Origin of the sequence: Spirillospora sp. NPDC052269, assembly GCF_040679435.1 — a bacterium.
GTDB lineage: Bacteria > Actinomycetota > Actinomycetes > Streptosporangiales > Streptosporangiaceae > Spirillospora.
This window is the reverse complement of record NZ_JBFAUU010000023.1, coordinates 55,157-76,174: the sequence shown is the minus strand read 5'-3', so window position 1 is coordinate 76,174 and position 21,018 is coordinate 55,157. Positions and strand designations below refer to the sequence as shown.

The window sequence follows — 21,018 nt, the reverse complement described above, 5'->3', positions numbered from 1 at the left end:
GGCGCGCATCTCGACACGACACCCGTCCGCGATGCCGAGGAGCCTCCTAGTGAGTGCCAGCCGCCCGGCTGCCGTCATCGTCCTCGCCGCAGGTGAGGGCTCCCGGATGAAGTCCCGTACCTCCAAGGTCCTGCACGAGCTGTGCGGGCGCTCCATGCTCGGCCACGTCCTGGCCGCGGCGGGAGCCCTCGACCCCGAGCGGACGCTCGTGGTCGTCGGCCACCGGCGCGAGCAGGTCACCGAGCATCTCGAGGGGGCCGCGCCGCACGCCGTCCCGGTCGTCCAGGAGCGTCAGGGCGGCACCGGTCACGCCGTCCGCACCGCGCTGGAGCACGCCGGGGAACTCCACGGGACCGTGGTCGTCACCAACGGCGACCACCCGCTGCTGCGCGGCGAGACCCTCGCCGAGCTCGTGCGCACGCACGAGGGCGAGGGCAACGCCGTGACCGTCCTGACCACCGAGATGCCCGACGCCACCGGCTACGGCCGCATCCTCCGGGAGGAGGACGGCGCGGTCACGGGCATCGTCGAGCACAAGGACGCCACCGACGCCCAGCGCGGGATCCGCGAGATCAACGTCGGCATGTACGCCTTCGACGGCGCCCTGCTGGCCGACGCGCTCAAGCGGGTCAGCACCGACAACGCCAGCGGCGAGGAGTACCTCACCGACGTCGTCGCGATCCTGCGCGGGGACGGCCACCGCGCCGGCGCCCATCTCGTCCCGGACTGGGTGGAGACGCAGGGCGTGAACGACCGGGTCCAGCTCGCCCAGGCCCGCCGCCAGCTCAACGACCGCCTCCTGGAAGGCTTCATGCGCGCGGGGGTGACCATCGTCGACCCCGCGTCCGTCTGGGTCGACGTCCAGGTCGCCATCGAACCGGACGCGGTCGTCCACCCGAACACCCAGCTCCACGGCGCCACCCGGCTCGCCGCGGGCGCCGAGGTCGGCCCCGGCTGCACCCTCACCGACACCACGGTCGGCGAGGACGCCCGCGTGGTCAACGCGGTCTGCGTCGAGGCCGAGATCGGCCCGGAGGCCAGCGTCGGGCCCTACGCCTATCTGCGTCCCGGCACCAGGCTTGACCGCAAGGCCAAGGCGGGTACGTACGTCGAGATGAAGAACTCGCACGTCGGCGAGGGTGCGAAGGTCCCGCACCTCACCTACGCCGGGGACGCCGAGATCGGGCCGGGCGCCAACATCGGCGCGGGCACGATCTTCGCCAACTACGACGGCGTGACCAAGTCCCGGACCGTGATCGGGACCCGCGCGTTCGTCGGCAGCAACACGGTGCTGATCGCACCGGTCGAGCTGGGCGACGGGGCGACCACCGCCGCAGGGTCGGCGATCACCAGTGACGTGCCGCACGGCGCCATCGCCGTCGCCCGCGGGCGGCAGCGCAACATCGAGGGGTGGGTCGAGCGCAGGCGCTCCGGCACCCCTTACGCCGAGGCGGCCCGCCGGGCCCGCGAGAACGCGGACCCGGAGCGGGAAGAGATCCCGGAGCGGGACGAGAGCGAGGCCGGCGAGTGAGCGGCGCAACTGAGGGGGAGTCGTCCAAGTGAGTGGGATCATGACCAGCGGCCAGAAGAAGCTGATGCTCTTCACCGGCCGCGCCCACCCGGAACTGGCAAAAGAGGTCGCGGCGAACCTCGACGTCGAGCTGACGCCGACCTCCGCCTACGACTTCGCCAACGGCGAGACCTTCGTCCGGTTCCTGGAGTCGGTCCGTGGCAGCGACGCGTTCGTGGTGCAGAGCCACACCGCGCCGATCAACCAGTGGATCATGGAGCAGCTGATCATGGTGGACGCGCTGAAGCGCGCCTCCGCCAAGCGGATCACCGTGGTCGCGCCGTTCTTCGGCTACGCGCGGCAGGACAAGAAGCACCGCGGCCGCGAGCCGATCTCGGCCCGGCTGATGGCCGACCTGTTCAAGACCGCGGGCGCGGACCGGCTGATCACCGTCGACCTGCACACCGCGCAGATCCAGGGCTTCTTCGACGGCCCGGTCGACCACCTGTTCGCACTGGACCTGCTGGCCGACCACTTCGAGGACAAGCTGGACCTGTCCCAGGTCACCGTGGTCGCGCCGGACGCCGGCCGGGTGCGCGTCACCGAGCGCTGGTCGGACCGCCTCGGCGGCGTCCCGATGGCGATCATCCACAAGAAGCGCGACCCGGACGTGGCCAACGAGGTCAAGGTCTTCGACGTCGTCGGCAACGTCAAGGGCCGCACCTGCGTGGTCGTCGACGACATGATCGACACCGCCGGGACGATCGTGAAGGCCGCCGACGCGCTGTTCGAGCAGGGCGCGACCAAGGTCGTCGTCGCCGCCACCCACGGCGTGCTGTCCGGCCCGGCCGTGGACCGGCTGAAGAACTCCCGGATCTCCGAGGTCGTGCTGACCAACACGCTGCCGATCCCGGAGGACAAGCAGTTCGACAAGCTGACCGTCCTGTCGATCGCCCCGCTGGTCGCCCGCGCGATCCACGAGGTGTTCTCCGACGGCTCGGTGACCAGCCTGTTCGGCGGTCACAGCTGATCGACCCCGACGAACGCCCGGTCCGCCTCGCGGGCCGGGCGTTCGCGCGTTCCACGGGCCGCCGCTCCGGCGATCACGGGTGGATCGTCCCGATGGGCCCGTCCGGCGCCCGCGCGATGCGGCGGCCGGTGGACTGAGGCGTTCCGGCCATCGGCTAGACTCTGTGAATCCGCGTATGTCCCCGGGTCGGTTCAGTGCGGCCCTGGCAGTGGAACCTGGGCAGGTTCCGCACTCCCCGGGGGAACGCGAACGAGTCTTCGAGGCGCATGACGCATCGCATGACGCATCGAGCAACGCCTGATTTCGCACTGTCCGTAGCGGACGACCGTGTGGTCGGCCGTGGATCGCAACAACGAGGAGTTTTCGCCGTGTCCGAGGTACGCATCGCCGCCGAGCCGCGCACCGAGTTCGGTAAGGGTGCCGCGCGGCGCACCCGCCGGGCCGGCAAGGTGCCCGCCGTCCTCTACGGCCACGGCACCGACCCCGTGCACATCGCGCTGCCGGGTCACGAGCTCATGCTCGCCCTGAAGACCGCCAACGTGCTGCTGTCGATCCAGTTCGACGGCAAGGACGCCGAGCTGGCCCTGCCGAAGGACGTCCAGCGCGACCCGGTCAAGGGCTCCATCGAGCACGTCGACCTGCTCGCGGTGAAGCGCGGCGAGAAGGTCAACGTCGACATCCCGGTGAACGTGGTCGGCGACGTCATCGCCGGCGGCGTCGTGGCCCAGGAGACCGTCCAGCTGTCGGTCGAGGCCGAGGCCACCCACATCCCGTCCGCCGTGGACGTCTCGATCGACGGCCTGGAGATCGGCACCCAGGTGCTCGCCTCCGCCGTGAAGCTTCCGGCCGGCGTCACGCTGGTCACCGACACCGAGGCGCTGATCCTGCAGATCAACGACGCGTCGGTGTCCGCGGGCGACACCGAGGGCGAGGCCGCCGAGGCCGAGGCCGAGGTGCCGACCGAGGCTGAGGCCGCCGAGGCCGCCGCCGAGTGACGACCGGTCCGGTCTGACGCTCGTTCAGCAACTTTGAGCACGGCCCCTTCCGGTGCGTCCGCACCGGAAGGGGCCGTGCCCTTTTCTCCGAGGAACCGTGGTGAGCACTGATCTGTGGCTGGTCGTGGGACTGGGCAACCCCGGGCCGTCCTACGCGGGCAACCGGCACAACGCCGGGTTCATGGTGCTGGACGTCCTGGGCGGACGCGTCGGCGGCCGGTTCAAGTCGCACAAGGGGCGCGCGGACGTCCTGGAAGGGCGGCTCGCGGGCGCCCGCGTCATCCTCGCCAAGCCGCGCTCGTACATGAACGATTCGGGCGGCCCGGTGAAGGCGCTGCGCGACTTCTACAAGGTCCCGCTCGAGCGCACGATCGTCGTCCACGACGAGCTCGACATCCCGTACGGGGCGATCCGCCTCAAGAAGGGCGGCGGGGACAACGGGCACAACGGGCTGCGGTCCATCACCAAGTCCCTCGGCGACAAGGACTACCTGCGGGTTCGCTTCGGCGTGGGCCGTCCGCCCGGCCGGATGGACGCCGCCGACTTCGTCCTCAAGGACTTCTCGTCGACCGAGCGCAAGGAACTCGATCTGAACGCCGAACGCGCAGGTGACGCCGTGGAGGCGTTGCTCACGGACGGCCTGGACGCCGCACAGAACGTCTTCCACGTTTCGTGACGCCCGTAAGATGCATCACAACGTGGTGCATCTGGGCGCATGTGAACCTCGTGCGGTATTCGGCCGTCACCGAGGTGTGAACCACTCTCCGGGGCAGGCGAGCAAGGCGGTGATCAGTGCATGACCGTGGTGGACGGGCTTCTCTCGGAAGCCGAGTCCTCCGGGGCGGCCCGGGCACGGTCTGGTGTCCAGCGATGGATGCGGGCTTACCAGCGGGCCGCGGTGGCGCTCGACGCGCTGGCCATGCTCCTGGGCGCGGGTGTGGCGTTCGCGGTGAGGTTCCCCGGCGTTCCGTCCGATGACGACGTTCCCTACCTGGGGTTCAGCCTGATCCTGCCGATGTTCTGGCTGGTCGGGCTCGCGTTGTGCCGGGCCTACCGGCCGCGTTACACCGGCGTCGGGTACGAGGAGTTCCACCGCGTGCTGCGCGCGGGGTTCCTGCTCGCCGCGTCCGTCGCGATGCTCTCCTACGCGTTCAAGATCGAGATCGCTCGCGGCTACGTGGCGATCGCGCTGCCGCTCGGCGTCCTCCTGACCCTGGTCGCGCGGTTCCGGCTGCGCAAGCGGCTGCACCGGCGGCGCTGGAAGGGCGACTGCATGCGCCGGGTCGTCGCGGTCGGGCACCGCGCGGCGCTGTCGGACCTGATCCGCCTGCTGCGGCAGAAGCGGTACCACGGCATGGACGTCGTGGCGGTGTGCCTGCCGCCGAGCGACCGGGGCGGCCCGGTCCGCAAGGTCCCGGTCGAAGGTGATTTCGGCCAGGTCGCGCAGGTCGTGGAGCGGGTCGGGGCCGACTCGGTCGCCGTCCTGGCCTGTCCCGAGATGGACGGCGTGGCGCTGCGCCGGCTGGCCTGGCAGATCGAGCGGGACGACGTGGAGCTCGCCGTCGCGCCCGCGCTGATGGACGTGGCGGGCCCGCGCATCTCGATCCGCCCGGTGTCCGGGCTGCCGCTGCTGCACGTGGAGCATCCGGAGCTGGACGGCGTCCGCAAGGCGCTCAAGGGGCTGCTCGACCGGGTCGGCGCGGGGCTGGCCCTGCTCGTGCTGAGCCCGCTGATGCTGACCGTCGCCGCGGCGGTGAAGCTGACCGACCGCGGGCCGGTGCTGTTCCGGCAGGTCCGGGTCGGGCGCGGCGGCCGCGAGTTCACCGTGCTGAAGTTCCGCACGATGGTCGTGGACGCCGAGAACCGCAAGGCCGAGCTGATGGACGACAACGAGCACGACGGCGTCCTGTTCAAGATCCGCTCCGATCCCCGGGTGACCCGGGTGGGCCGGCTGCTGCGGCGCTACTCCCTGGACGAGCTGCCCCAGCTGATCAATGTCCTGCGCGGTGAGATGTCCCTGGTGGGACCGCGTCCGCCCCTGCCGGAGGAGGTCGCCAGGTACGGTGGCGACGTGTACCGGCGGCTGGTGGTCCGGCCCGGGTTGACCGGGCTCTGGCAGGTGAGCGGGCGGTCCGACCTCAGCTGGGAGGAGTCGGTCCGGCTCGACCTGCGGTACGTGGAGAACTGGTCGCTGGCGATGGACCTCCAGATCATGTGGAAGACGTGGTCGGCGGTGGTCAGGGGTTCGGGCGCGTACTGAGCCGCTGGGATGGGTCCAGATGTGTCCGGTTCCGGTGGACATGGCATTGTTGACCCAACTGATCGGCTGAGTCGGGAATAGGGGACGGACGGGATGACGGACCTCGGAACGGACCGGACGACGGACCACGCGCTGGCGGCCGAGCTGGCGACGGAGGCGGGGCGGCTGCTCCTCTCCGTCCGCGACGAGCTGGGCTTCGGCGACGCGCGCACGCTCAAGGACACCGGTGACCTGCGGGCGCACGAGTACCTGATGGCGAGGCTCGCCGAGCGCCGTCCGGACGACGCGGTGCTCTCCGAGGAGGGACGGGCGTCGGTCGCGGGCAAGCGGTCCGCCGGATCGTCCGCCGCGCCGACCGCCAACACCGCGGTCGAGGACCGGCTCGCCGCGCCGCGCGTCTGGATCATCGACCCGCTCGACGGCACCCGCGAGTTCAGCGAGGAGGGACGGCTCGACTGGGCCGTCCACGTCGCGCTCTGGACCGGCGACCACCTCGCGGCGGGCGCGGTCGCGCTGCCCGCGCGAGGCGTGACCCTCCACACCACGGCGTCCGGCGCGGCCGTCCTGCCCACGGGCCCCGCGGCGTCCGGCTGGACGGCGGGCACCCTCGGTTCCGCGCGGGCGGAGGCGGGGGAGCTGGTCGTGCCGGAGCCCGCCGAGCCCGGGCGGCTGCGGATCGCGGTGAGCCGGTCGCGTCCGCCCGCGTTCCTCGACGAGCTCGCGAAGCTCGTGCCGGTCGAGCTCGGCCTCGTGCCGATCGGGTCGGCGGGCGCGAAGATCTCGGCCGTGCTGCTCGGCGAGGTGGACGGCTACGTCCACGCGGGCGGCCAGTACGAGTGGGACTCGGCGGCCCCGGCCGCGGTCGCGCTCGCGGCGGGCGCGCACGCGTCGCGTGTGGACGGGTCGCCACTGGTCTACAACCTGGCCGATCCCCGGCTGCCGGATATCCTGGTGTGCCACCCCGGATCGTCGTCGACGCTGCTGGACGGCATCCGGGACCTGCCGGACACCGCCTCATGACCAGCCCCGACCTGCGCCGCCCCGAAGTCAGGAAGTCGCCACCCATGCAGCGTTCCGATTACCTGCTGTCCCAACTGGACGTGCTGGAAGCCGAGTCGATCCACATCATCCGGGAGGTGGCCGCCGAGTTCGAGCGGCCCGTCCTGCTCTTCTCCGGCGGCAAGGACAGCATCGTGATGCTGCGCCTGGCGCAGAAGGCGTTCTGGCCCGCACCCGTCCCGTTCCCGGTCATGCACGTCGACACCGGGCACAACTTCCCCGAGGTCATCGAGTACCGCGACCGGCGCGTGGAGGAGCTGGGCCTGCGCCTGGTCGTCGCGTCCGTGCAGGAGTCCATCGACGCGGGACGCGTCGCGGAGGAGACCGGCCGGCGCGCGTCCCGCAACCGGCTGCAGACCACGACGCTGCTGGACGCGATCGAGGAGCACCGGTTCGACGCCGCGTTCGGCGGCGCCCGCCGCGACGAGGAGAAGGCCCGCGCCAAGGAGCGCGTCGTGTCGTTCCGCGACGAGTTCGGGCAGTGGGACCCGAAGAACCAGCGTCCCGAGCTGTGGAACCTGTACAACACGCGCATCCGGCAGGGTGAGCACGTCCGGGTGTTCCCGATCTCGAACTGGACCGAGCTGGACATCTGGGACTACGTCCGGCGCGAGGAGCTGGAGCTGCCGCCCATCTACTTCGCGCACACCCGCCGGGTGTTCGAGCGCGACGGCATGCTGCTGGACGCGCAGACCGGCTTCGCCAGGCGCGGCGACGACGAGCCGGAGTTCGAGGCGACCGTCCGGTACCGCACGGTCGGCGACGCGTCCTGCACGGGCGCGGTGAAGTCGGCGGCGTCGACGCTGGAGCAGGTCATCGAGGAGATCGCGGCCACCCGGATCACCGAGCGCGGGCAGACCCGCGCCGACGACCGGGCCTCCGAGGCCGCCATGGAGGACCGCAAGAAGGAGGGGTACTTCTAGTGAGCGCTGCAATGGGTGCGACCGGGAAGCCCATGGACATCCTGCGGTTCGCGACGGCGGGCTCGGTCGACGACGGCAAGTCCACGCTGATCGGCCGGCTGCTCTTCGACTCCAAGTCGATCTTCGAGGACCAGCTGGAGGCGGTCGAGCGGACCTCCGCCGACCGGGGCGAGGAGTACACCAACCTCGCGCTGCTCACCGACGGCCTGCGGGCCGAGCGGGAGCAGGGCATCACCATCGACGTGGCGTACCGGTACTTCGCGACGCCGCGCCGCAAGTTCATCATCGCCGACACCCCGGGGCACATCCAGTACACCCGGAACATGGTGACCGGGGCGTCCACGGCGGACCTCGCGATCATCCTGGTGGACGCGCGCAAGGGCATCCTGGAGCAGTCCCGGCGGCACGCGTTCCTGGCGACGCTGCTGAAGGTGCCGCACCTGGTCGTCGCGGTGAACAAGATGGACCTGGTCGACTACGACCGGGCCGTCTACGAGCGGATCGTCGACGAGTTCACCGCGTTCGCGGCCAAGCTCGACATCACCGACCTGACGTTCGTGCCGATCTCGGCGCTGCACGGCGACAACGTGGTGGAGCGGTCGGTGAACATGCCCTGGTACGAGGGGAGCTCGCTGCTGCACCACCTGGAGCACGTCCACATCGCGTCCGACCGGAACCTCATCGACGTGCGGTTCCCGGTGCAGTACGTGATCCGCCCGCACAAGAGCACCGACCCCGAGCTGCACGACTACCGCGGCTACGCGGGGCAGGTCGCGGGCGGCGTGCTGAAGCCGGGCGACGAGGTCGTGCACCTGCCGTCCGGGCTGACCACGACGATCACGCACATCGACGGGCCGAACGGCCCGGTGCGCGAGGCGTACGCGCCGATGTCGGTGACGCTGCGGCTCGCCGACGACATCGACATCAGCCGCGGCGACATGATCGCGCGTCCGAACAACCGTCCCGAGGTCGCGCAGGACCTGGACGCGATGGTCTGCTGGATGACCCCGGACCGGAGGCTCACCCCGCGCACCAAGCTGATCATCAAGCACAGCACCCGCACCGCGCGCGCGATGGTCAAGGACCTGAACTACCGGCTGGACGTCAACACCCTGCACCGCGACGAGGAGGCGGACGGTCTCGGCCTGAACGAGATCGGCCGGATCGGCCTCCGCGTCACCCAGCCGCTGTTCGTGGACGACTACGCCCGCAACCGGCTGACCGGCGGATTCATCCTGATCGACGAGGCCACCAACAACACCGTCGCGGCGGGGATGATCATCTCCGCCCGCTGATCCGGCCCGCTGATCCGGCCCGCTGACCCGGCCCGCTAGCCGCGGGCCAGTTGCGGGACGGGGTTGGCCGCGAGCAGGCCGATGCCGAGCGGCGTGACGTGGTGCAGGACGCTGCGTCCGTCGCGCATCGACGCGGTCAGCCCCGCCTCGCGCAGCGTCGCCGCGTGGACGGACGCGGTCGGCGCGGACACCCCGAGCCGCCGCGCCAGCTCGCTGGTGGACGCGGGGGACCCGGCGAGCGCCCGCAGTGCCCGCGCGCGTCCCGCGCCGAGCAGCACGACCAGCAGGTCCCGGTCGCGCGCCGGGGCGGGCGCCTCCTGCGGGAGCGCCGAGTACACCAGGATCGGGTGCTCGGTGGCGTCCATGATCGGGTGCAGGCCGTCCCGGCCGAACGCGCACGGCATCAGCCGCAGTCCGCTGCCGTCCGGGTGGCGGCGCAGGCCGGACGCGCTGGTGGTGACGATCAGCCGGCCGTCCTGCCAGGTCATCGCCGGGTGCAGCGTGCTCAGGACGGCGGTGGGGCCACCGCTGAGCATCGTCTCCGTCCGGTGGCCGAGGTCGGCGCGCAGCCGCCGCCGGATGTCCGGCCAGTCGTCGGCCATGCAGGCCCGGAACAGCGCGCGCACGGCGTCCAGCAGCCCCGGGGTGTCGTACGGCCCCAGCGACTCCAGATATTCGAGCTCCTGGTCGAACGTCGGTTCCAGGACGCCGTCGATCGCGGGCGGCAGCGACCACGAGGGCAGGCTCGTCGGGTCGGCGTTGAGGAGCGCGACCAGCCGGACGCTGCCCTCGGGGACGTGCCGCCTGGCCGTCCGCCACCACTGCTGCCGCAGGCCCGACCGGGCGCTGCACGCGCTGCCCTGGACCCCGTGCACCAGATGTCCGAGCGGCGAGATGGCGAACCGGGTGTTCGCCAGATCGGCCGCGTCGAAGGAAATGCTCGGCACCGCCGGACTCCTCTCCCCGGGAATCCCCCCAGGAAAGATCATCCGCCATGGACCCCCTTCCGTGGGCGGCCACTTCAGGCCGGACGCAAATGTCCACGTATTAGGCCCTGCCCCTAATCCATGGACCGCGCGTGCCGCCACCCCGGAGACTCGCTCCTGAGCGGTGTTTGAGCGGGGAACATCGCTCCGGGCGGCCGTCGGAGCCAACGTGGCGGCCGCCCGAGCCGTCCTCGCGGGTCCGCGGGTGGCCACTGGAGGACGTCCCATGGACAGAATCCCCTGGGGCCTCGGACGCTGGAGCTGGAGGCCTGCCCAGCCCATGCCCGCGTCGAACGCGCCGTTCGGTTCCGCCCCCATGGAGGCGGCCATGCGCCATGCGGAACTGGCCATGGGGATCGCGACCGCCCTCACACTGGCCATGACGGCCCTCGCCGGCCCGGCCCGTCCGGCGCACGCGCACACGCACGCGGGGGCCGGCGGTGGGTGCAGCAGCCTGAACCTCCCCGGCGGCACCGGGCGGACGTGCATCAGGACGACCAGGACGGCCATCGTCGTGACCGCCTCGGCGTCCGGCCCGGCGGTGGACGGCATGGAGCTGTGCGTCGCCCTCGGCGACCTGCCGTCGTCCTGCGACCAGGTCGTCGGGAAGGCCTGGAGCGTCTCGGTGTCCGTCCCGATCGCGTCCGGCGTCCACGTGGCCAACGCCGCGTTCACGCGGTCGGGGATCATGCGCACTCTCACGAGCCCCGTGCTCACTGTGTGATGGCTGGTTGTGGCCAGGGGTGAGCGCGGCCGGGGTCGTCCCGAGGGCCGGTAATGTCGAAGGTGTTTCCTTCGGGGTCTCTGGAGCCACTTTGAACCGTCTCGTTCCCCCCTGGACCGGCGGGGGTGTCAGGTGAAGGCGCTCGTGCTGGCGGGCGGATCGGGGTCGCGGCTGCGGCCGATCACGCACACCTCGGCCAAGCAGCTGGTCCCGGTGGCCAACAAACCGGTGCTGTTCTACGGGCTGGAGGCGATCCGGGACGCGGGGATCCGCGAGGTCGGGATCGTCGTCGGCGACACGGCCGCCGAGATCGAGGACGCGGTCGGGGACGGCTCGCGGTTCGGGCTCGAGGTCACCTACCTGCCCCAGGACGCCCCGCGCGGGCTGGCCCACGCCGTGCTGATCGCGCGCGAGTACCTCGGGGACGACGACTTCGTGATGTACCTCGGCGACAACTTCGTCGTCGGCGGGATCGACGGGATCGTCCAGCGGTTCCGGGACGAGCGCCCGGACGCGCAGATCATGCTCACCCAGGTGTCCGACCCGCGCGCGTTCGGCGTCGCCGAGCTGGACGACGCCGGACGCGTCGTCGGCCTGGAGGAGAAGCCCCGGGAGCCCAAGAGCGACCTGGCGCTCGTCGGCGTCTACATCTTCGGGCCCCGGGTGCACGAGGCGGTCGCGCGGCTCAAGCCGTCCTGGCGGGACGAGCTGGAGATCACCGACGCGATCCAGGGACTGATCGACGCGGGCCGCCGGGTCGAGTCCACGGTGATCTCGGGATACTGGAAGGACACCGGCAACGTCACCGACATGCTCGAGGTCAACCGGCTGGTGCTGGAGGGCGTCGAGCCGTCGGTCGAGGGCTCGGTGGACGGCGCGTCCGAGCTGATCGGGCGGGTCGTGGTCGAGGCGGGCGCGACGGTGACCGGGTCGCGGATCGTCGGGCCGGTGATCGTCGGCGCGGGGTCGGTGGTGCGCGACTCCTACCTCGGGCCGTTCACCTCGATCGACCGGGACTGCCGGGTGATCGACAGTGAGATCGAGTACTCCATCGTGCTGCGCGGGGCGTCCATCGACGGGGTGGGCCGGATCGAGTGCTCGCTGATCGGCCGCGAGGCCGAGGTGACGCCCGCGCCGAACGTCCCCCGCGCCCACCGTCTCGTCCTCGGCGACCACAGCAAGGTGCAGATTCGACAATGAGAATTCTGGTGACCGGCGGGGCCGGGTTCATCGGGTCCCAGTACGTGCGCGACGTCCTGTCGGGGGCGTACCCGGCCTTCGCGGGGGCGGAGGTGACCGTCCTCGACCGGCTGACGTACGCGGGCAACCTCGCGAACCTGGACCCGGTCGCGGGCGGGTACCGGTTCGTGCTCGGGGACGTGTGCGACGAAGCGCTGCTCGCGGACCTCGTGCCCGGCCACGACGTCGTCGTCAACTTCGCGGCCGAGTCGCACGTGGACCGGTCGATCGCGAGCGCCGGGGAGTTCGTCCGGACGAACGTGCAGGGCGTCCAGGCGCTCATGCAGGCGTGCCTGGACGCGGGCGTGTCCCGGGTCGTCCAGGTGTCGACGGACGAGGTGTACGGCAGCGTCGACGAGGGCTCGTGGGACGAGTCCGCGCCGCTCGCGCCCCGGTCGCCGTACTCGGCGGCCAAGGCGGGCGGCGACATGATCGCGCGGGCGTACGCCGTCACGCACGGCCTGCCGGTGTCGATCACGCGCTGCGGGAACAACTACGGGCCGTACCAGTTCCCGGAGAAGGTCATCCCGCTGTTCGTGACGAACCTGATGGACGGCCTGTCCGTCCCCCTGTACGGGGACGGCGGGAACGTCCGCGACTGGATCCACGCCGCCGACCACTGCCGGGGCATCCAGGTGGTGGCCGAGCGCGGCGAGCCCGGCGGGGTCTACCACATCGCCGGGACGGCCGAACTCACGAACCTCCAGCTCACGCAGCACCTGCTGGACGCCCTCGGGGTGGACTGGGACCGGGTCGAGCGCGTCCCGGACCGCAAGGGCCACGACCGCCGGTACTCGCTGGACGACACCAGGCTCCGCGCCCTCGGCTACGCGCCGCAGATCGCGTTCGAGGACGGGCTCGCCGAGACCGTCCGGTGGTACGCCGACCGGCGCGACTGGTGGGAGCCGCTGAAGAAGCGGATCGGGGAAGCCTTGTGAAATGGCTGGTCACCGGTGCCCGGGGGATGCTGGGCACCGACCTCGTCGCGCGCCTGGCCGCCGAGGGCGCGGACGTCGTCGCGCTCGACCGCGCGTCCCTGGACATCAGCCACCCCTATGCCGTGAAGGAGGCCGTCGCGGCGCATCGTCCGGACGTGGTGGTCAACTGCGCCGCCTGGACGGACGTGGACGCCGCCGAGGAGGACGACCGGGTCTTCAACGTCAACTCCACGGCCGTGGGTCTCCTCGCCGAGGCGTGCGAGGCCACGGGCGCGCGGCTGGTGCAGATCTCGTCCGACTACGTCTTCCCCGGTCACGAGCCCTCCGACGAGGACGACGAGACCGCGCCGATCAACGAGTACGGCTTCTCGAAGATGTGGGGCGAGGAGGCCGCGCGCAAGCACGAGTCCACCTACGTCGTCCGGACGGCCTGGCTGTACGGCGCGCACGGCGGGAACTTCGTCGCCACGATGGCCCGGCTCGCCGCCGAGCGCGAGTTCGTGGACGTCGTGGACGACCAGATCGGCCAGCCCACCTGGACGGGCGACCTCGCCGACCAGATCGTCCGGCTGGCCGCGTCCGGCGCGCCCTACGGGAACTACCACGGGACGAACGCGGGCGAGACGACCTGGTACGGGCTGGCCCGCGAGGTGTTCACGCTGCTCGGGCACGACCCGGAGCGGGTCCGGCCGACGACGACCGACCGGTTCCCGCGTCCGGCGCGGCGGCCGATGAACTCCGTCCTGGGGCACGGCGCCTGGGCCCGCGCGGGCCTGGAGCCGATGCGCGACTGGCGCGAGGCGCTGCACGCCGCCTGGCCGCATCTGGCCCTCGGCCGCTGCCCCCGTCCGCCGCCGGCCTTCTCCGCCGCTACCCCTTCGAGGCCGCGACGATCATGAAGTTCGGCAGGTGGACGTAGCCCTCGATGCCGGGGGTGCTCTCGGCGGCCTCGCGGGCGGCCTCCGGGTTCAGGCCCGGCTCGGCCAGCTCCAGCAGGCGGCAGCCGAGCGCGGCCATCTCGTTGAGGTAGGCGGAGATCGGGCGGTGGAAGTCCGAGGCGTACGACTGGGGGATCTCGTACTCCTCCAGATAGCGCCGCAGCCGGTACTCGCCGTGCTCCCGCCATGACGTCAGGAGCATCTCGAAGGCTGGATGGTTCACAGTGAACACGAACAGCCCGCCGGGGCCCAGGGCGTCCACACAGGCCCGCATGGCGGGCCTCCAGTCCGGGATGGCGGGCAGCGCCATGCTGCACACGACGGCGTCGAAGCCGTCACCGACCTCCGGCAGCCCCTCCAGGTCGGACTGGACGTAGCGGATGCCCTGGCCGAGCTCCCGCTCCCTCTCCAGGCAGTAGCCGTACATCGTGTCGGTCGGCTCGACGCCGGTCACGCGGGCGCCGCGCGCGGCCAGCATGCGGCTGAGGTAGCCGTGGCCGCATCCGGCGTCCAGGATCCGGCGGCCGCGCACCTCGCCGAGCAGGCGCAGCAGCACCGGGTTGATGAGGTGCCGCTTGGCGAGGTCCCCGTCCGGCTCCATGGCCTCCAACGCCTCGCGAGGGACACCGTTCCACTGTCTGATGGCGTTCTCGTTCGTCCGTTCGGTCACCGCTCGGAGCATAGTTGCCCCTATCGGACGACCCGGGGGGAACGCGACGGCCTGTCCCGCGACGGCCTGCCGGACGCCGGCGGCGCGGCTCAGGAGAACGCGGCGCCGAGCTTGTCGTAGTAGGCGAGGCAGTCCTGGTAGTCGGGGAGGAGACCGGCGGCCAGGGCCTCGGCGAGGGACGGCGCGGCGGCGTCCTTGTCCGACAGGACGAGGTCGAGGCCGTCCGGCCAGGCGATGCCGAGGTCGGGGTCGAGCGGGTGGACGCCGTGCTCGCGCGGCGGGTTGTAGGGCTCCGAGCACAGGTAGATCGCGGTCGTGTCGTCCTCGAGGGCGACGAAGGCGTGCCCGAGGCCCTCGGCGAGGTACATGCAGCGCCGGTTCTCCGCGTCCAGCCGGACGGCCTCGGACCGGCCGAAGGTGGGGGAGCCGACGCGGAGGTCGACCACGACGTCCAGCAGCGCGCCGCGCACGCACGAGATGTACTTGGCCTGGCCCGGCGGGACGTCCGCGAAATGGACGCCGCGCAGGACGCCGCGCGCCGAGACCGAGCAGTTCGCCTGCTCCAGCCTCAGGTCGTGGCCGAGTCGCTCGCGCAGGGCGTCCGCCCGGAACCACTCGTGGAAGGAGCCGCGGTCGTCGCCGTGCACGCGGGGCGTAACGATGAACGCCCCCTTGATGCCAAGTGGTTCCACATGCGCAAGAATGCCACACGGTCGGTCGAGGAGAGGCAGGTCACGTCGTGCGATCCAGCACCTCCGCCGGTGCGCGGACCGGCACGTCCGCCGCGCTGCGCTCGGGCGCCCTGGCGGTCTCGGTCGCCGGGCTGGTCGCCGCGGTCGAGGCCCCGGCGGCCGCCGCACCGAACCCGGTCCCGACCTCCACACCGCAGGCCTCGGTGGCCTTCCGCCCCTCCGACGCGCGGCTCTCCGACCCGGGGGCGCTGGTGCGGGGCATCGCCCATCCGGACGTGTGGTGGACGCTCGACGCCCGCAGGAACCGCCTGTTCGCCGTGGGCGACGACGGGAAGACGAAGGCGTCCTTCACCGTCCCGGGCACGCGCGGCTGGGACACGCTCGCGGTCGTCAAGGGCGACGGCGGCGCGGGCATGCTCTACCTCGCCGACCTGAACGCCTCGGGCGCCCGGCACGACACCCTCACCCTGTACCGGGTGCCGGAACCGGCCAGGCTCGCGGACGCCGCGCTCGCCGCCAGGAAGTACCAGGTCGCCTACCCGGACGGCGCGCACGAGGCGGGAACGATCATCGGCGACCCGGCCGAGCAGCGGCTCTACGTCGTGACCCGGAGTGCGACCGCCGCGTCCGTCTACGCGCTGCCCGCCGCGCTCGGCTCGCGCGTCGTGAACCGGCTGACCCGGGTGCGGCGGCTGCCGTTCGGGGTGCGCGGCGGCGCGTTCGCCCCGGACGGACGGGTCGTCCTGCGCGGCTCCGGCGACGTCCGCGTCCTCGCCGGGATCCGCGACAGGGTCACCCAGGTGCTCAAAACGGCCGCGAAGGGCGACGCGATCGCCGTCGCGCCGGACGGCGGCCGTGTGCTGATCGCCGAGGCGGGCGCGCACCCGCGCGTCCTCGCGCTGCCCCTCGCGGACGGCGGCCGGCCGAAGGCGGGCACGTCCAGCGCGCCCGCCGGACGGGCCGTGTCCGATCCCGTGGGGGCCTACCACCCCGCGAAGGAGACGATGCCGGGCGGCGTGCTCGGTATGGGGTCGCTCGCCGGGCTCGCCCTGCTAGGGGCGCTGGGTGGGGGACTCTACCTGCGGGGCCGGCGGCGACGCGTCCGCGACTGAGGACACGATGATCCGCGTCCCGCCCGTCGTGGTCGTCCCGCCCGTCTCGACGGGCTCGACGGGTTCCGGGGCCCAGGGGCGGCTGCGGCGCAGGGCCTCGGTCCAGGCGACCAGGAGCAGCAGCCAGATCCCGGACACGTTCGCGGGCATCGCGAGGCCCTCGGTGGTGATGCCGTCCACCAGGAAGAACGCCAGGATGCCGAGCAGCGTGCCCGCGTCGCCGCGCAGGTCCTTGCGGCGGACGAGGATGAGCAGCACCGTGCCGAGCGTCAGCAGCAGCGCCACGAACAGCGCCGTGCCGACCGTCCCGTTGTCGACCAGGGCGTTGATGAACGCGTTGTGCCCGCCGCCGAGGCCGATGTCCTGCAGGAACAGCCCGCGGGACGCGCCCAGCCCGTGGCCGAAGATCGGCTTCTCGCTGTAGGCGCGCATGGCGAGCGTCCACAGGTCGGTGCGCGAGTTCAGCGACGCGAGCTTGTCGGCCGTCTCGCCGCGCGCCACGAAGCCCATGATCTTGTCGGAGAAGGCGAGCACGCCGACCGCGCCGACGGCCCCGCCCACCACGACCAGGTCGATCCGGCCGCGCGGGCCGCGCGCCGTCGCCATCAGCACCAGCAGCCCCGCCGCCGCGCCCGCCGCCGCGCCGCGCGTCCCGGTCGCGACCAGCGCGCCCATCAGCACCAGCAGGACGCCCGCGTACACCAGCGGCGGCCAGCCGCGCGCCCGCTCCCCGTACACCCGGCTGCGGATCAGCAGCCCGAAGATCAGCAGCACCGCGACGCCGAGGTACACGCCCGCGATCACCGGGTGCACGTACAGCCAGTTGAACCGGGTGAGGGTCTGCGGCGTCCGGGGGAACGGGTGCGCGACGCCGATCACCACCGACGCCAGCACCACGATCACGAACGCGTGCGCCAGCCGGTGCAGGTCGGCGACCGTCGCCCGCGTCGCGAGCACCTGGACGAGCGCCATCGTGACCATCAGCTGGACGCCGCGGACCGCCCCGAGGGACATGAACGGCGACCACAGCGCCGACATCGCCACGTACCCGCTGAACGCCCAGGCGGCGAAGAGCAGCCCGGTCGTCCGGCGCACCGGCGGCCGCATCCCGAACCGGAGGTACAGGTACAGGGCGGCGAGTCCGTAGACGGCGATCTCCAGGAAGACCGTCAGGTCCGGGCTGCCGCCGACCGTCTCGTCCACCGGACGGCTGCGCAGCTTGTAGTCGCTGGCCAGCATCAACGCCATGGGCAGCAGCACGGCCCAGCGGCGGCCCTGTTCGAGGACCACGGCGGGGCGGCGCACGGCCGGACGGGGGAAAAGGGAAGGCATCGCTCCCACAGGATAGGCGGGGCCGCGGGCGCAACTACGCTGTCAGCGTGAATCGCGACCTCCTCCCCGAACCGGTCATCGGCGCCGGACGCACCCTGATCCGCCGGTACGGAATGACGACCGCCGCGCTCCGGCCCGGCCCCGACTTCCTGCTGATCGGGGCGAAACGGGGCGGTTCCACCTCGCTCTACTACGGGCTGCTCGAGCATCCGCGGATCATGCCGCTGTTCCCGAGCGCCCGGATCCTGCCCAAGCGCAACGACACCAAGGGCGTCCACTACTTCGACTCGCACTACGACGAGGGCGACGCCTGGTACCGCTCGCACTTCCCGACGATCGCCGCGCGGCGCGGCGCGTCCAAGCGGGCGGGCGGCCCCGTCCTGGTGGGGGAGGGCTCGCCCTACTACCTGTTCCACCCGCTCGCCGCCGAGCGCGCCGGGCTGGACGTCCCGGACACCAAGATCCTTCTCGTTCTCCGCGACCCGGTCGAACGCGCCTTCTCGCACTACCGCGAGCGCCGCCGCCAGCACGCCGAGGAGCTGGAGACCTTCGAGGACGCCCTCGCCGCCGAGACCGACCGGCTCGCGGGCGAGGAGGAGAAGATCCGCACCGTCCCCGGCTACCGCAGCTACGCCCACGAGCAGCAGTCGTACCGGGCGCAGAGCGAGTACGCCCCGCACCTGCGCCGCTGGCTCCTGCACTTCCCGCCCGAGCGCGTCCACGTCCTGGTCGCCGAGGAGTTCTACGCCGACCAGCAGCGCGCCATCGACGGCGTCGCGGCCTTCCTCGGCCTCCCCGCGGCCGCGCTCCCCAAGGCCGCGTCCAAGGTCTGGAACCCGGCCCCCAGCGCCGACCTGAAGGACGCCACCCGCCGGTCGCTCGCGGAGCACTACGCCCCCTTCAACGCCGACCTGGAGAGGCTCCTGGAACGCGACCTCCCCTGGACCAAGCCCTAGCGGGCCGGTCGAGGGGCCGTCCGGATCAGGGGCGCCAGGCGCCCTGGTGGGCGGTACCGGTGGGCTTCTTCAGGAGCTTGGCGATGTCGGCCGGGAGGGGGAGGGGGGTCTTGCTCCGCTCCTGGCCGGTGGCGTCGCGGAAGGCGGCCTTGTCGTCGAAGCTCTTCGGGTCGCCCTTGCCGGTGGGCCAGACGACCAGGGCGCGCGGGTGGCTCGCGTCGCGGCGGGAGTAGGCGTTGCCGTTGACGGTGAGGCCGATCTGGGACGCGGCGCGCTGGTGGGTGGTGTCCTCGACGCAGAGCAGGCAGGGCGTGGCGTCGCGGCCCAGGGCGACGAGGTTGTTGGCGATCGTGATCTGGCCGATCCGCCAGGTCATCGCGGGGTCGGGGGCGTGCCTCGGGTCGCTGCCGGTGGCGTGCGCGGGGGCGGTCGGGTCGTCGGCGCGGTGGTCCTGGATGAGGTGCAGGTCACGGCCGTTGCGGGTCAGGGTGTTGTTCCAGACCCGGACGGCCGAGGTGTCGTTGATCTTCAGGCCGTCCTCGCCGTTGTCGCCCACCACGTTGTCGGCGATCACGGCCTGCGCGCAGAGCTCCAGCACCAGGCCGTGGTCGGAGTTGCGGACGACGCGGAGCCCGGTGACCGTGATGTTCTGGACGGACTCGTCGAACCACAGCCCCTTGCCGCGGTTGTCGGAGACGACCCCGCCGGCGACGGCGACCTTCCGGGACCGGGTGATCTTGATGCCGCCGGAGACCGGCGCGGGACGGAAGTGCTCGGTGTTGTTGCCCTTCGCGAGGACGTTCTCCATCCGCAGGTCGTCGGCGTAGTTGGCGTGCATGCCGAGCATCCCGGAGCGGAGCGAGGTGATCCCGCTCAGCCGGGCGTGCGGCGCGTCCACCGACAGGCCCGTGGACGCCGAGTCGGTGACCGTGAGGTTCTCGACCGTGACGTTCGCGCCGAGCACCTTGACCGTGCCGAGCTGCGGGATGGACGTGGCGTACCGGCGGACGCCGATCCCGCGCAGCACCGAGCCCGCGCCCTGGAGCGTGACGGCCTCCTGGAGCGTGCTCGCCCGCACCTCGCGCCCGGACGGGTCGGACCCGAGCAGCAGCCGCCGGCCGCGCAGGTCCACGAAGAACGTGCCGGGCCTGACCTGGCCCGCCGACGCGACCTGCTGCTGCGCGACGCCGTTCACCCAGATCTGCTCGGGGTGCGAGGCCATCGGGTAGGCGGGGTCGAGGAACTTGAAGGCGGGGTTGGTGCCGTCCGCGGCGCCCTTGGTGTAGCTGGGGCTGTCGTCGAAGCGGTACGTCCAGCCGCCCGCCGCCCACACGGACCCGGACCGCTTCCAGGAGGTGATGCGGGAGCTTCCGTCCAGCCACACGGCCTCGCCCGGATGCGCCTGGATGATCAGCCGCCGCCCCTCGGGGACGGTCACGGACTCGTGGTAGACGCCGTGCCGCAGCACGATCGTGCCGCCCTCGGGCGCGCGGGTGATCGCGGCGGCGAGGGTGCGCAGCGGCGCGGACGCCGATCCGGCGGCGGCGTCACTGCCGGACGGCGCGACGATCACGGCCCCGCGCGGGATCCTGTAGGAGGTGCGTCCGACGGGTAGCGAGCCCGCGCCGGACTCGGCCTGCGGCGCGGGGCTGGTGTTCACCGCGCGCGGCCTGCTCTCCGGGTCGACCTGGAAAGCCTGCTGCCACCCGATGACACCGCCCGCGACGACCGGGACGGCGATCGCGAAGCCCATCCCCACCCGGGCGGTACGGCTGATACGCATGAGCTAGGGGTGGATCGCGCCGGTGAAAAGGGCGGTCTTGTGCTTGCCGTCGAACGAGACGCCGAGCATAACCGACTTGTACCCCTGGCTGGGCAGGTCGAACGCGTAGGAGGCGGACTTGCTCGCGCCGGGCTTGACCGTCCCGTAGAAATCGTTCAGGTTCGCGTAGGACGTCGGACTCGCGGTCTGCTTGCCCGCGCCGTACTTCGCGACGACCTTCACGCCGTTCAGGTCGAGAGCCTGCCCGGATCCGTTGCTGAACTTCAGTGTGAAGATGGTGAGCGTCTGTCCGGTGACCTCGCCCGGCCCCTGCTTGTGATTCTTCACGTACCGGACGCCGCTGACCGCGACCGTGACCTTGTCGCTGTAGGTGACGGGCTTCTTCAGCCCGCCCGACATCGTCACCGCCTTCGCGCCCGGCGCGGCGTTGGCCTGCCCCTCGGGCTGCTCGCTGGGCGCCGGGGGCGGCGGGCCGGGCTTGGCGTCCTTCTTCTTCTCCGACGAGCAGCCGGTCAGCGCCAGCGCCACGGTCAGCACCGCGACCGGGGCGACTCGGAGCGAACGCGGAACGGCCAT

Annotated in this window: 20 protein-coding genes; 14 read left to right on the top strand and 6 right to left on the bottom strand. The window is 72.0% G+C overall.

Annotated elements, in window-relative coordinates:
• The first annotated feature begins 49 nt into the window (after positions 1–49).
• The 8 genes from glmU to AB0L06_RS37310 all read left to right on the top strand — a co-directional run bounded on the left by glmU (position 50) and on the right by AB0L06_RS37310 (position 9,072).
• Positions 50–1,531 (top strand): bifunctional UDP-N-acetylglucosamine diphosphorylase/glucosamine-1-phosphate N-acetyltransferase GlmU, encoded by a 1,482-nt coding sequence (glmU, locus tag AB0L06_RS37345; RefSeq protein ID WP_500235930.1) that lies wholly within the window; start codon positions 50–52, stop codon positions 1,529–1,531.
• Between the two features lie 40 nt (positions 1,532–1,571).
• On the top strand, positions 1,572–2,540 hold the full coding sequence (locus AB0L06_RS37340; protein ID WP_500235929.1) for a ribose-phosphate diphosphokinase: 969 nt from the start codon (positions 1,572–1,574) through the stop codon (positions 2,538–2,540).
• Between the two features lie 368 nt (positions 2,541–2,908).
• Positions 2,909–3,535 (top strand): 50S ribosomal protein L25/general stress protein Ctc, encoded by a 627-nt coding sequence (locus AB0L06_RS37335; protein WP_500235928.1) that lies wholly within the window; start codon positions 2,909–2,911, stop codon positions 3,533–3,535.
• Positions 3,536–3,635: 100 nt separating this feature from the next.
• Entirely contained in the window at positions 3,636–4,211 is a 576-nt protein-coding gene (pth, locus tag AB0L06_RS37330; protein ID WP_500235927.1) for an aminoacyl-tRNA hydrolase, read from the top strand.
• A gap of 198 nt (positions 4,212–4,409) precedes the next feature.
• Positions 4,410–5,795 carry a sugar transferase gene (locus AB0L06_RS37325; RefSeq protein WP_500235926.1) on the top strand — a complete coding sequence of 462 codons (1,386 nt, stop codon included), beginning with the start codon at positions 4,410–4,412 and terminating at the stop codon, positions 5,793–5,795.
• A 93-nt stretch (positions 5,796–5,888) separates the two neighbouring features.
• Positions 5,889–6,815 (top strand): inositol monophosphatase family protein, encoded by a 927-nt coding sequence (locus AB0L06_RS37320; protein WP_500235925.1) that lies wholly within the window; start codon positions 5,889–5,891, stop codon positions 6,813–6,815.
• A 44-nt stretch (positions 6,816–6,859) separates the two neighbouring features.
• Positions 6,860–7,777: a sulfate adenylyltransferase subunit CysD gene (cysD, locus tag AB0L06_RS37315; RefSeq protein WP_500235924.1), complete on the top strand. Its 918-nt coding sequence runs from the start codon at positions 6,860–6,862 to the stop codon at positions 7,775–7,777.
• 32 nt (positions 7,778–7,809) lie between these two features.
• Positions 7,810–9,072: a sulfate adenylyltransferase subunit 1 gene (locus AB0L06_RS37310; protein ID WP_500236008.1), complete on the top strand. Its 1,263-nt coding sequence runs from the start codon at positions 7,810–7,812 to the stop codon at positions 9,070–9,072.
• Between the two features lie 35 nt (positions 9,073–9,107).
• On the opposite strand, the gene AB0L06_RS37305 is transcribed toward AB0L06_RS37310, so the two are convergent.
• Positions 9,108–10,019 carry an ArsR/SmtB family transcription factor gene (locus tag AB0L06_RS37305; protein ID WP_500235923.1) on the bottom strand — a complete coding sequence of 304 codons (912 nt, stop codon included), beginning with the start codon at positions 10,017–10,019 and terminating at the stop codon, positions 9,108–9,110.
• 265 nt (positions 10,020–10,284) lie between these two features.
• Here AB0L06_RS37305 and AB0L06_RS37300 point away from each other — a divergent pair, with 265 nt between their 5' ends.
• From AB0L06_RS37300 to rfbD, 4 genes are all read left to right on the top strand, one after another.
• Complete coding sequence (locus AB0L06_RS37300; protein ID WP_500235922.1) at positions 10,285–10,782, top strand: hypothetical protein; 498 nt, start codon at positions 10,285–10,287, stop codon at positions 10,780–10,782.
• 132 nt (positions 10,783–10,914) lie between these two features.
• The gene (locus tag AB0L06_RS37295) at positions 10,915–11,982 is read left to right on the top strand and encodes a glucose-1-phosphate thymidylyltransferase (protein ID WP_500235921.1); all 1,068 of its coding nucleotides are present in this window, start codon (positions 10,915–10,917) and stop codon (positions 11,980–11,982) included.
• The gene (rfbB, locus tag AB0L06_RS37290; RefSeq protein WP_500235920.1) at positions 11,979–12,959 is read left to right on the top strand and encodes a dTDP-glucose 4,6-dehydratase; all 981 of its coding nucleotides are present in this window, start codon (positions 11,979–11,981) and stop codon (positions 12,957–12,959) included. Before AB0L06_RS37295 ends, rfbB begins: the two co-directional genes overlap by 4 nt.
• Positions 12,956–13,858 carry a dTDP-4-dehydrorhamnose reductase gene (rfbD, locus tag AB0L06_RS37285; RefSeq protein WP_500235919.1) on the top strand — a complete coding sequence of 301 codons (903 nt, stop codon included), beginning with the start codon at positions 12,956–12,958 and terminating at the stop codon, positions 13,856–13,858. The genes rfbB and rfbD overlap by 4 nt, the downstream gene beginning before the upstream one ends.
• Here the strand turns inward: rfbD and AB0L06_RS37280 are convergent.
• A complete protein-coding gene (locus AB0L06_RS37280) occupies positions 13,830–14,567 on the bottom strand; it encodes a class I SAM-dependent methyltransferase (RefSeq protein WP_500235918.1) in 738 nt (245 codons plus the stop codon). The genes rfbD and AB0L06_RS37280 overlap by 29 nt on opposite strands.
• 89 nt (positions 14,568–14,656) lie before the next feature.
• A complete protein-coding gene (locus AB0L06_RS37275; RefSeq protein ID WP_500235917.1) occupies positions 14,657–15,259 on the bottom strand; it encodes a dTDP-4-dehydrorhamnose 3,5-epimerase family protein in 603 nt (200 codons plus the stop codon).
• 47 nt (positions 15,260–15,306) lie between these two features.
• Here AB0L06_RS37275 and AB0L06_RS37270 point away from each other — a divergent pair, with 47 nt between their 5' ends.
• A complete protein-coding gene (locus tag AB0L06_RS37270; protein ID WP_500235916.1) occupies positions 15,307–16,371 on the top strand; it encodes a YncE family protein in 1,065 nt (354 codons plus the stop codon).
• On the opposite strand, the gene AB0L06_RS37265 is transcribed toward AB0L06_RS37270, so the two are convergent.
• The gene (locus AB0L06_RS37265; RefSeq protein WP_500235915.1) at positions 16,312–17,703 is read right to left on the bottom strand and encodes an O-antigen ligase family protein; all 1,392 of its coding nucleotides are present in this window, start codon (positions 17,701–17,703) and stop codon (positions 16,312–16,314) included. The two genes, AB0L06_RS37270 and AB0L06_RS37265, sit on opposite strands and share 60 nt — an antisense overlap.
• A 47-nt stretch (positions 17,704–17,750) precedes the next feature.
• On the opposite strand from AB0L06_RS37265, the gene AB0L06_RS37260 reads away from it, so the two are divergent.
• Positions 17,751–18,659 (top strand): sulfotransferase domain-containing protein, encoded by a 909-nt coding sequence (locus AB0L06_RS37260; RefSeq protein WP_500235914.1) that lies wholly within the window; start codon positions 17,751–17,753, stop codon positions 18,657–18,659.
• A gap of 25 nt (positions 18,660–18,684) precedes the next feature.
• Here the strand turns inward: AB0L06_RS37260 and AB0L06_RS37255 are convergent, their stop codons facing one another.
• Entirely contained in the window at positions 18,685–20,442 is a 1,758-nt protein-coding gene (locus AB0L06_RS37255; RefSeq protein WP_500235913.1) for a right-handed parallel beta-helix repeat-containing protein, read from the bottom strand.
• A 3-nt stretch (positions 20,443–20,445) separates the two neighbouring features.
• A complete protein-coding gene (locus AB0L06_RS37250) occupies positions 20,446–21,018 on the bottom strand; it encodes a hypothetical protein (protein WP_500235912.1) in 573 nt (190 codons plus the stop codon).